This is a genomic window from Peptoniphilus sp. BV3AC2, from assembly GCF_000478945.1.
In the GTDB taxonomy this organism is placed as follows: domain Bacteria; phylum Bacillota; class Clostridia; order Tissierellales; family Peptoniphilaceae; genus Peptoniphilus_B; species Peptoniphilus_B duerdenii.
In genome coordinates this window covers 1-11,948 of sequence record NZ_AWXD01000027.1, presented here as the reverse complement: position 1 = coordinate 11,948, position 11,948 = coordinate 1, and the positions used below count along the sequence as shown (strand labels likewise).

Sequence of the window (11,948 nt, the reverse complement as noted above, 5' to 3'; positions counted from 1 at the left end):
TCACCTAAAACCTTTTAAAATCTACAACATCAAGCACAAAAACAGTGGCTCCCCCGACTTTTACCTTAATAGGTAGGGTTGCTATGCTTGTGCCGGGCATATTCATAGGTTGAATAGACTTTATAATCTCTCTTACTTTGCAGTTGTGAGAAATCAGTTCTATAAGCCTATCTACTTCGCTGTCATCAGTTCCAATCATGATGGTAGAGTTGCCAGATTTTAAAAATCCTCCAGTTGAAATAACCTTTGTAACTCTGTAACCTTCCTTTGTAATCTCATCTATAAGATCGTCACTGTCTGCATCTTGAACAATTGCTAGAACGAGTTTCATTCAATCATCTCCAATATTTTTTCTAATGTATTATTGAATACAGTTTCTAATTCTGAGTTTGCATCTATAACAGTTACGTCTTCATACTTTGCAATCTCTTCATAGCCCTTGTAGACTTTTTTATGAAAATCTGTGGATTCAAGTTCAAGTCTATCGGCACCCATTTCATTCTTTCTCTCAAGACCGACTCTGTAGTCACCCATAAGGAGAATGGTTAGATCAGGTCTTATACCAGCGGTAGCAAAATCATTAATTGCAACTACCCCTTCTAAGAGACCTCTGCCGTAACCTTGGTAGGCATAAGAAGATAAAATATATCTTTCGCACAGTACTATATATCCTTTATTCAAGTACGGAACTATTTTTTCTTCTGTATGTTGGGCACGGGACGCTGCATATAGAAGCGCTTCACACCTTGGGCTCATCTCGTCATTATTCACATCCAAGATCAAATCTCTAATTTTTTCAGAGATATCTGTGCCACCAGGTTCCCTAGTCTTTATTACTCTATATCCTAGACTTTCTAGTTTTTTATAAATCATATCCACGACGGTGGTCTTGCCACAACCGTCTGGTCCTTCAAATGTAATAAATTTTCCTTTCATAGAATCATTATATCATCTATAAATTTCAATTTCTACAAATAATAACAATCCATGCCTTTTCTCAAGTTTTTGAGATTAAATGGATTCAATTTTATTAACAATGATTTTTTAAAAATATATTTTCGTTCTAAATTTGCAAACAAAAAGTGATTAAAAAATGAAAATTTATATATTATAAAATTTTTTTGTATCTATTTCTTTATCTTTTTTATTTTATGTGCAATAATGAGTAGTAAAGGATTTTCCTTTACACAGTTGATAATTTTTAGGAGGAAAATATGAAAAGATACTTTGGTACTGTTGTAAGAGGTATTAGAACACCGATAGTCAAAAGTGGAGAAGATGTGGCTAAGATAGTTACAGATTCTGTAATCGAAGCTGTTAGAGCTGAAAATATTAAGATGAGGGACAAGGACGTTGTTGCTGTTACTGAATCATTGGTAGCAAGAGCACAAAACAACTACGCATCTACTCATGATATAGCTTGTGATGTAAGATCTAAGTTTTCAAAGGAATTTGGAGTTGTATTTCCTATTCTTTCTAGAAACAGATTCTCTATTATTTTAAAAGGACTTGCAGAATCAGGACTAAAGATGCACATTCTGCTCTCATATCCTTCTGATGAAGTTGGAAACCATCTTATGAACGAAAGGGATTTATTCAACAAAAAGATCAATCCTTACACAGACGTTCTAGATGAAGATGAGTATGAAAAGTTATTTGGAAAATCCGTTCACCCATTTACTGGAATTAACTATGTAGACCTTTATAAGAGTCTTGCACCTAATTCAGAAATACATTTTTCAAACGATCCAAGAACTATTTTGAAGTTCACTGATGAAGTTCTTGTAGCTTCTATCCACACTAGAGATCTTGTTAAAGATGAACTTAAAGAAGCTGGAGCTAAGGTTGTATACGGTCTTGACGATCTACTTTCTGAAAAGACTGACAAACATGGTTACAACGAAGATTACGGTGTACTTGGTTCAAACCTTGCTGGTGATGCTGATGTTAAACTATTCCCTAGGGATGGCCAACAAGTAGTAGACAAGATCAAAGAAATTCTAGACAAAGAATTCGGTGTAAATGTAGAAGTTATGATTTACGGAGACGGCGCATTTAAAGATCCTGTTGGACAAATTTGGGAACTTGCCGATCCTGTTGTAAGCCCTGCCCACACTGCAGGTCTAGCAGGAACTCCAAACGAAATTAAAATCAAGTACATTGCAGATAACGACTTCAAAGATCTAAAAGGTGAAGAACTTAGAGAAGCAATGGTTGATAAGATTGAGCACAAGAATAAAAATCTAGTAGGTACAAATGAAACTCTAGGTACTACTCCAAGAAGGATCACAGACTTAATCGGTTCTCTATCAGACCTTACTTCTGGATCTGGAGACAAGGGTACTCCAGTAGTTTTAATCCAAGGCTACTTCGACAATTATTCAGATAACTAATATATAAAAAAATGGAGGTTTTGCCTCCATTATTTTTTTTGCCTTTTATTGAGTTTTTATTTTTTTAATTTTTGGTTGAAAGTACTTTGAATAGATAGGATTCATAGACTATGTATGGATCCATTGAGGTAGTCTTTAGATTTTGATCTAATTCTTCTAACTCTTTGAAATATTCCACCACTTCATCCACCTTGTACTTGAATGAACCTGCCCTTACTTTCTTAAGTTCAAAGCTTCCGATTCCCAAGACATTCATGATTTCGTAGTCCGGAGTATTCTTTTCCCTAAGTTTCATATAACCCATAAGAAGTCTTATGCTTCTTGCGATTAGCACAAAAGTTTTTTGCAGTGGCTCGCCAATATCATAGAGATTTTTAAATTCCGTTATCGCTGAATCTATATCACGACCAAAGATTGCATCCGTTAATTTAAAAATATTGGTATCAATGTTTTCTGTAAGCACGCTGTCGATTATATTTCTGTCTATCTTTTTGTAGGATAGAAATTTTGAAAGTTCATTTTTTAAATCCATGAGGGTGGTCTCTAAATTTTTAGAATTATAGGCACTTTTTGAAATTAAATAGTTTACATCCGATGGAGAGATTTCTATATTTTCTCTGTTGAAGTAGATATTTACAAACCTTGTTACTTCCTGAGGTGATACCTTGTCAAATTCCACCTCTCTCTTATTCTTTTTAAAAAATTTGTAGAATTTTTTCGATTTGTTGAGTTTTGAATTTTCATCGATAAATATCGCCACCACATAGTCCGGGATATCTTTCATATATTCCAAAGTCTTATCTACGTCAATGAGATTGCTTTCAAACTCTTCACTATTGGAGACGATTATTAATTTTTTATTCGCCATGACGGGCAGTGTCTCGCAGGAGCTTACAAGACTTTCATAATCCTTTACATTTACAAGGTTAAAGGCTTCGAAACTCTTGTCCACATATTTATTTTTTAAATATTCCACCGCATTTTCTATAAGTAATGATTCCTTTCCATATAGAAGGTATGCACCGGATAAATTTTCTTTATAAAGTTCTTTACTATTCATCTTCTCACCGTAAATTTTTCTAAGTTTCTATTGTAAATGAAGCTTACTTGACCATCCTTCATAGTTTCCAAAACCTCTCCATACTTTCGTAGTTCTTTAATTATACCAGAAGATGGCATGCCGTAGTAGTTTGGTCCGTAGGATATTACAGAAAACTCTGGACGAATCTCTTTAAATAATTTCGTTGAAATGGAATATTTAGATCCGTGGTGTGGAACTTTTAGTATGTCAACCTTACCTGATGTCATCGCATCCAGAGGTTCCTTAGACAAGTCTCCAGTGTATAGGACTTTTAGATCTTTGTAATTTACTAGAAGTGCCATGGAACTATCGTTGCCTTCTCCCATTGGATGTGGAACTTCTCTAAGTTTTAAATCCCCTATATCCATATTTTTAAATTTTTTCAGATTGAAATTCTTCTTTATGGATTCCGCATAGACATTTTCTTCAACAAAATGATTTACATAGATGGTCTTAAATTTTATTTCAGGGATTATTTCAAACAACCCTTCGCAGTGGTCCGTATCGTAATGGCTTATGAAAAGCCCTTCTATCTCAGTGATATTTTTCGACAATAGGTATGGAAGCACATAGGTCCTCGTCGGATCGTAGGCTCCACTTCCTCCAGTGTCCACCATGTAGTATTTTCCATTGTACTTAAAGATACTGCAGTCACCTTGTCCCACATACATAAAGTCCATTCGGAAATCTTCCCTTTCATAAATATCTTGAAAGTTTAGAACAAAAAGTGTTATAAGACAGAGTCCCATAGCCTTTAGTTGAAACTTTGTAAATTTAAATTCTCTATACTTTAGTGCCACAATCACACATAGGTAGTAGCAAACTATAAAGTACCAGTTCACCTTGCCTGTTACAATGCTTCTGAAGTAAAAATTTAAAAATTTTCCTATTTCTGCTCCCATTCCAAATAGAAAATCTATCGCCGTTTTAGTTAGAATATTTGGGAATAATAAATGTGCAAATGAAAATCCAACTCCCAATGAATACATTGGAATGACTATTAGGTTTGCAAGGACAGTTATCGGATTAAACATGTAGAAACTTCTAAGTATTATCGGCAGTGTCATGATAAATGCGCCGAGAGAAACAGCAAGTCCCTCACCGATAAAAGTTTTACCGAGGAATTTAAATCTTCTTGCAAAGATTATTATTCCAAGAGTTGCAGAATAGGATAGCCAAAATCCCACCGAATATATGACGAAAGGATTGTAAGCAAGTTGAAATATCATTGAAATTAAAATAATTTCGTAAGATCTGTATTTAAATTTAAAAAATCTCGAAAGGACAAGGGTTAAGACCATGATAAATGCCCTAACCGCCGACACTGGAAATCCCAAAATGTATATGTATAGAAATAAAAATACCAGGGATACGATATCGCCGACATTTTTGCCAAATGGTTTTAAAATTCTCTTTATAAATAGAAAAACAAGTCCCACGTGAAGTCCAGAAAATGCAAATATGTGTGAGATTCCTAGATTTCTATAAGCTTTGTATTCCTCCGACATGGATCCGTTGGAAGATAGGATTCCCTTGTAGGTTCCTTCTATATTTGGATTTAAGAATGCAGAAGAATATTCGAGCCTTCTTGCAAATTTTGAACCGATGCCACGACTTCTAACCCAGGTAATCTTTCCATCTAAGACTGCACCTACTCCTCTCGATTTTAAATATCTATATTCCGAAAATCCATTTTCATTAAAAGGTGGAGCTCCCTTTTTAAGCACACCTCTGAAGTTTACCAGGTCTCCAACATAGTATTCCCCATCGGATTTAATAGAAAATCTTGGATTTCTTCTAAAAAAATTATTGCCGTAGGAGATGACGAATCTGTTTCCCTTTGCTTCAACGATTCTTCCAGTGCCGGATATTTTTCCAAAATGTGTAGTAGGATTTGAAATCAAAAGTCCAAGGATGAGTACGATTAGGCTTAAATATTTTTTATTTCTTGGTAATTTTGTATGTAAATAATATGTACTAGCCGCCGCTAGAAAAATGATAATTGCCATATCCAGCTCCAAAATAAAAATTTATTCTTAAACTTAGTATATATGAGGTTTACCTCCATTACAAGATTCTAAGAAACTTTCAGCAAAAATGTTAAATAATTACAAGAAACGTTGTAGATATGATAAAATAGTATAGGTGGTTAAATGAAATATATTATAGATCCTTATAATATGGAATTTGAATACAGTTTCAAAAATACAACTTTTTTAAATGGTGTAGAGGTCGGGACCATTGACGATGTCTTTTGCGGTAGTGATAATGTTAGAAGCGATAAGTTCACCGTCGATGGAAAATATTCAAAACCCCTCTGGTATAGTTCAAAGGCTTACTTCGAAACTAAAAGCAATAGTTCTGTAGAGATTTCTTTGGATACAGAAGCTAGGATGGACCTTGCGGAAGAAGTAACAGCAAATGCGATTCTCCGTCTGGTCATAAAAAATACTTTTTCTTTGGATCCAGAATATGAAATCTTTGAAAATAATCTCATAGTCATGGATAAGAAAGATATTACCTACCAGGATTTCGATCAGCTTGAGATACTTTGCAATCAACTAGTTCGTTCAAATCTTCCCATAGAAGTTAAAGGAAATGTTGCGACAATCCCCGGACTAGGAAGCATTGACTTTGAAGGTCCAATATTAAAGAGAACATCTGAGGTTTCTATTATAAAACTAAAGATGCCTTCCAAAACACTTTCTGGAATTCAAATAGAAATCCTCTGTGGAAGAAAGGCTTATCTCGATTATAAAAGAAAATCAAAACTCATAGATAATATGATGATGACCTTTAGGGTAGATGAAGAAAATCTATTTGCAAAGATGAAGTCCATCGCCATAGGCAAAGGCTATGACTTTGAAAGAAGAGCCGAAGAGAGAGCGAAGAAACTAGAAGAGATGAAACAGCTTGAAGAATCTAAAAATTTAGAAGACAAACCTTCTGAATCTTCTGATGAAGAAATTTCAAATAAAGATTCTAAAAGTTCTAGAAAACCTAAGGAAAAATCTAAGGACAAGGAAAAAGATAAAAAATCTAAACTAGAAACAGCGAATTTTCTAGACGATGATTTCCCAGAAAAACCTGAAGAACAGTCAGAGGAAATAGAAGAAAAATCTTACGAAAACCCTAAGGTACATCCTGAAGAAAACCTGTCGGATAGTACAAATAAAGATGAAGATGAAGATAAATTCTCTTTACCCACCGAAGACCATTTAGAAGATAAAGCTAGTCCTCTCCCAAAGGGACTAAATGATATTTTAAATTTTGTAACACCTATTGGAGACATAAGGTATGTTTACAAAATACAAAACAAGTATTCACACGATGAAATCAAAGAAATAACTAAGTTTTTAACCGATTTACCTAGTTATGTAGTAATTCTTGGAACATTAGAGAGAGATTATTCAGACCTAATCGTTTCAAGAAGCAAAAATTTAAACGTTGACCTAAAAGAAATCTTAGATCGCATAGAGGCTGACCTTAAACAAGCTAAGGGGAATATGTTCCAGGTAGAAACCATGTGTAAACCTGCAGAGCTATCTAATGTGATGGAAGAATTCTTAATGGAAATAAAATCTAAATTAGGAGTGTAAAATGTATAAAATTGAGAGAAAAGTTAATCTAGCGCCTAATATCTACCTTTTTGATGTGTTGGCACCACGTATCGCAGCTTCAGCTAAACCTGGACAATTCATAATACTTATAGCTGATGACTATGCGGAAAGAATCCCTCTAACAATTTCAGACTATGACATAGAACGTGGTACAGTTCAAATCGTTGTTCAAGCATCTGGAGCATCAACTCAAAAGATAGTTGCTTTTGAAGAAGGAGACTCTTTCAAAGATTTCGTAGGACCTCTTGGAAGATATTCTGAATTCTTAGATGAAGACCTTGAAGAACTTAAAAAGAAAAGATACTTATTCGTTGCAGGTGGTGTAGGTACCGCACCAGTTTACCCACAAGCTAAATGGTTCAAAGAACACGGACTATCCTGCGACATAATCCTAGGAGCAAAGTCAAAAGAATTTGTAATTCTAGAAGAAGAACTTGGATCAGTGTGTGACAATCTATATGTATGTACAGATGACGGATCATATGGATTCAAAGGTCTAGTTACAGACAAGATCAAAGATCTTTATAGCAAAGGTGAAAAATATGACGTATGCGTATCCATCGGACCTATGATCATGATGAAATTCGTATGTCTAACTACTAAAGAATATAATCTTAAGACTATCGTATCCATGAACCCAATCATGGTTGACGGTACAGGAATGTGTGGAGCTTGCCGTGTAAAAGTTGGCGACAAAACTAAGTTTGCCTGCGTTGACGGACCAGAATTCGACGGACATCTAATCGACTGGAACAGTGCCATGAAGAGACAATCACAATATAAATCAGCCGATTCAGTTAGAAAGATTGAGCCTCACGTATGTAACTTTGAATACGACATTGAAGCACAAAATCACGAAATCGAAACTGGCGAAGTAATCAAACAAGATAGATTTACAGCAGTGCCTGTTAGAAACCAAGATCCAGAAGTAAGAAGCCATAACTTCGAAGAAGTATGCTACGGCTACAACGAAGAAGAAGCTATGAGAGAAGCAAACAGATGCTTAAATTGCAAGAATCCAAAATGTAGACAAGGCTGCCCAGTAAACATAGATATCCCTGGATTTATAAAAGAAATTGCATCAGGCAACTTCGAACAATCAGCAAAAGTACTTGCCCTATACACTGCTCTTCCAGCAGTATGCGGTAGAGTTTGTCCTCAAGAAACACAATGTGAAGCACAATGTGTACTTAAAGCTAGAGGAGATTCTGTATCAATAGGTAAACTAGAAAGATTTACAGCAGATAAATCAAGAGAAGAAAAATATAAATTATTTGATAAACCAAGACAAAACGGTCACAAGGTTGCAGTAATCGGTGCAGGTCCAGCAGGACTAACCTGTGCAGGAGACCTTGCAAAGATGGGATACGAAGTAACTATTTTCGAAGCACTACATCTAGCAGGTGGAGTACTAGTTTATGGTATACCAGAATTCAGACTTCCAGATTCAGTAGTTGAATCAGAAATCGAAAACCTAAAAGCACTTGGAGTTAAGATAGAAAACGACGTAGTAATAGGTAGAACTATTACCGTTGATGAAATTCTAGAACAAGGTTACGAAGCGGTATTCATCGGATCAGGAGCAGGACTTCCAACATTCATGGGAATCGAAGGAGAAAACTTAAACGGAGTTTACTCAGCAAATGAATTCTTAACTAGAAATAACCTAATGAGATCATTTGACAAGGACTTCGACACACCACTTAACGTAGGAAACAAAGTTGCAGTTATCGGTGGAGGTAACGTAGCAATGGACGCAGCTAGAGTTGCAAGAAGACTTGGCGCAGAAGTTTCAATCGTATACAGAAGAACAGAAGCAGAACTACCAGCAAGAGTTGAAGAAGTTCACCACGCACAAGAAGAAGGAATCAAATTCGAAATGCTTACCGCACCAGTTGAAATCCTAGGTGACGAAGACGGTTGGGTAAGAGGAATGAAGATGGTTAGAAACGAACTTGGTGAACCAGATGCAAGTGGAAGAAGAAGACCAGTTAAGATCGAAGGATCAGACTTCGAAGAAGAATTCGAAACTGTAATCATGGCACTTGGAACATCACCAAACCCACTAATCTCACATACAACAAACCATCTTGATGTAAACAAATGGGGCTGTATCGTAGCAGACGAAACTGGACAAACTTCAAGAGAAGGCATCTTCGCAGGTGGAGACGCAGTAACAGGAGCAGCAACAGTAATCCTTGCAATGGGAGCAGGTAAAACAGCCGCAGAATCAATAGACAAATATATAAGAGAAAAGAAAAACTAAAAAAATTAAACCTTGGAGAAATCCAAGGTTTTTTCTTGCCCAAAATTAAATAAAAATTTTAAAATGGGATTTTAAATAAAATTTTACATACATTTGTTTCAAAGCATTTTATTAAATCTTTCGAAGTAAAATTCCTTGAAACAATTCAAAATTTTTAATCTAAATTTATTTATTTAATATCAAATTAGAATGTAGTACTAAAGTAAATCGTTAATTAATTAATTTATTCTATGTTTTTACATTTCGTGATATAATTTAATAAAATCTAAGGAGGTAATGAAATGAAAAAGAAAAAAGGATTGTCCCTTCCTATTCAAATTTTGATAGGTTTGTTAGTCGGAATCGTCGTAGGTATATTCCTACAAAGTAAACCAGAAATAGCAAGCACCTATATCAAACCACTAGGAACACTATTTTTAAACCTAATTAAACTTGTAATCGTACCACTAGTATTTGCATCACTAGTAGTAGGAGTTGCAGATTTAAAAGACGCAAAAGAAATAGGTAAAATCGGAATGAAGACATTTGTATACTTCTTTCTAACCACAGCTTTTGCAATAGTAATAGGTTTAATCCTTGCAAACTTGCTAGATGTATCCTCAGGCTTTACACTACCTGCAGATCAACTACAATTCGAAGCAAAAGAAGCACCAAGTTTTATAGATACACTTATAAACATCGTGCCATCTAATCCACTTAAATCTCTAGTAGAAGGTCAAATGCTTCAAATAATCGTATTTGCACTTATTCTAGGCGGTGGACTACTCTACGCAGGAGAAAAAGGAACAGCAGTATTTAATTTCTTCGACGGCTTACAAGAAGCAATGATCTACATTACAAACGGAATTATGAAACTCGCTCCTTTCGGTGTATTCGGACTAATCGTGCCAGTAGTAGCAGCAAACGGACCACAAGTATTACTACCACTTATAAAAGTAGTAGGAATAGTATATCTTGGATGTTTCCTACACGCATTCTTAGTATATGGATCATCCATAGCACTTGTAGCAAAACTACCAGTAGGTATCTTCTTTAAGAAGGCATTTGCACCATGGGCAGTAGCATTTACCACATCATCATCAGCAGGAACATTACCTATATCATTAGATACATGTGAAAATGAACTAGGCGTAGCTAAACCAATCGCTTCCTTTGTACTACCACTAGGAGCAACCATCAACATGGATGGAACTGCTATATACCAAGGGGTCTGCGCACTATTCATCGCAAAAGTATACGGACTCGATATGAGTCTTGGTCAACAAATGACCATCGTCCTAACCACTGTACTTGCATCAGTAGGAACAGCCGGAGTACCAGGAGCAGGCATGATCATGCTAGCAATGGTGCTACAAGGAGTAGGAATTCCAGTAGAAGGAATCGCTCTAGTAGCAGGAATAGATAGAATCTTCGACATGATAAGAACATCAATAAACGTACTTGGAGACATAAGCTGTTCAGTAATAGTTGCAAAATCAGAAGGTAAATTTGACGAAGAAGTATACAGAAGAAAACAGTTAAGTAAATAAGATTAGCCACAAAAGTGGCTCTTCTTTTTTTGGAGGTAACATGAAGAAAAAACTAGGAATATTAGGAGGCATGGGTCCACTTGCGAGCATGGTCTTCTATGAAAGAATCATCCACAACACATTGGCAAATTGTGATAATGAGCATATAGATATCATGCTCTTATCCCATGCAACCATACCAGATAGAACAAGCGTAATTTTGGAAAATAGAGATCACAGTGAAATAGTAGACGTAGTTAAACCTGACTTAAAAGCATTTGAAGGCTATGAAGTATCAAACATCGCAGCATCTTGCAACACATTTCATAACTTCTTAGAGGATTTGGAAAAATTAACAGACATACCATTTATAAATATGATTGACATCACCACAGAAGAAGCAAAGAAGCACGGAAATGTTGTGACCATACTTGGCACAAAAGGCACATTGCAAACTGGAATCTATGATAAATATATAGAAAAATATGGACTAGAACATCTAAGAGTAGATGAAAAAATTGAAGACGAACTAATGGATATAATCTACTATATAAAATCTACAAACGATGTAAAATCCAAGAGATTTAACGAAATCTGTAAATATTATTTAGATCAAGGTTCAATACCAATACTAGCCTGCACAGAACTCTCAACCATCGACCTTGAAAAAGAAATTGATGAGCAAGCAATAGACGCACTATCAGTATTAACAAGAGAATGTATATTGAGATCCGGATATGAACTAAAATATGAAAAAATAGTACATTAAAAATATTAAGTAAAATTCGAAAAATAGTACATTAAAAGCGACTAAGAATACCTTAATCGCTTTTTTTTATAAGTTAATATTGGCTCTATAATATCTGTTGATGTTTTACTCCCCAATAGATATTATAGAGCCTTATTTAATATATTATTTGTTGAAATTTAATTTATAAAATTAATATAGAAACAGTAAAGTAGTGTGAATAAAAAATAGAGACAAAAAAAGCTGGAGTTTAATCCAGCTTTGATTTTTATTTAATTAGTCAAGAAGTTTTGAAACAACTCCTGATGCTACTGTTCTTCCACCTTCACGAA

The 11,948-nt window shown here is 35.1% G+C and carries 9 protein-coding genes; 5 read left to right on the top strand and 4 right to left on the bottom strand.

Features of this window, described 5'->3' with window-relative positions; genetic code table 11:
- Positions 1-4 precede the first annotated feature (4 nt).
- Together HMPREF1252_RS06705 and tmk are read right to left on the bottom strand one after the other, a co-directional pair.
- Positions 5-331 (bottom strand): cyclic-di-AMP receptor, encoded by a 327-nt coding sequence (locus HMPREF1252_RS06705; protein ID WP_008901734.1) that lies wholly within the window; start codon positions 329-331, stop codon positions 5-7.
- Entirely contained in the window at positions 328-936 is a 609-nt protein-coding gene (gene tmk / locus HMPREF1252_RS06700) for a dTMP kinase (protein WP_008901733.1), read from the bottom strand. Before tmk ends, HMPREF1252_RS06705 begins: the two co-directional genes overlap by 4 nt.
- A gap of 278 nt (positions 937-1,214) precedes the next feature.
- On the opposite strand from tmk, the gene HMPREF1252_RS06695 reads away from it, so the two are divergent.
- A complete protein-coding gene (locus HMPREF1252_RS06695) occupies positions 1,215-2,393 on the top strand; it encodes a coenzyme F420-0:L-glutamate ligase (protein WP_023059947.1) in 1,179 nt (392 codons plus the stop codon).
- Between the two features lie 64 nt (positions 2,394-2,457).
- Here HMPREF1252_RS06695 and holA read toward each other — a convergent pair whose 3' ends face one another.
- On the bottom strand, positions 2,458-3,453 hold the full coding sequence (holA, locus tag HMPREF1252_RS06690; RefSeq protein ID WP_023059966.1) for a DNA polymerase III subunit delta: 996 nt from the start codon (positions 3,451-3,453) through the stop codon (positions 2,458-2,460).
- Positions 3,450-5,483 (bottom strand): DNA internalization-related competence protein ComEC/Rec2, encoded by a 2,034-nt coding sequence (locus HMPREF1252_RS06685; protein ID WP_023059949.1) that lies wholly within the window; start codon positions 5,481-5,483, stop codon positions 3,450-3,452. Before HMPREF1252_RS06685 ends, holA begins: the two co-directional genes overlap by 4 nt.
- A 144-nt stretch (positions 5,484-5,627) precedes the next feature.
- On the opposite strand from HMPREF1252_RS06685, the gene HMPREF1252_RS06680 reads away from it, so the two are divergent.
- The 4 genes from HMPREF1252_RS06680 (at position 5,628) to HMPREF1252_RS06665 (ending at position 11,637) form a co-directional block, all read left to right on the top strand.
- Positions 5,628-7,073, top strand: coding sequence for a hypothetical protein (locus HMPREF1252_RS06680; protein ID WP_023059945.1), 1,446 nt, complete (start codon positions 5,628-5,630; stop codon positions 7,071-7,073).
- Position 7,074: 1 nt separating this feature from the next.
- Positions 7,075-9,360, top strand: a complete 2,286-nt coding sequence (locus HMPREF1252_RS06675) for a bifunctional dihydroorotate dehydrogenase B NAD binding subunit/NADPH-dependent glutamate synthase (protein WP_023059978.1) — start codon at positions 7,075-7,077, stop codon at positions 9,358-9,360.
- Between the two features lie 281 nt (positions 9,361-9,641).
- Entirely contained in the window at positions 9,642-10,889 is a 1,248-nt protein-coding gene (locus tag HMPREF1252_RS06670; protein ID WP_023059955.1) for a dicarboxylate/amino acid:cation symporter, read from the top strand.
- 40 nt (positions 10,890-10,929) lie between these two features.
- Positions 10,930-11,637 (top strand): aspartate/glutamate racemase family protein, encoded by a 708-nt coding sequence (locus tag HMPREF1252_RS06665; RefSeq protein ID WP_023059968.1) that lies wholly within the window; start codon positions 10,930-10,932, stop codon positions 11,635-11,637.
- Positions 11,638-11,948 lie beyond the last annotated feature (311 nt).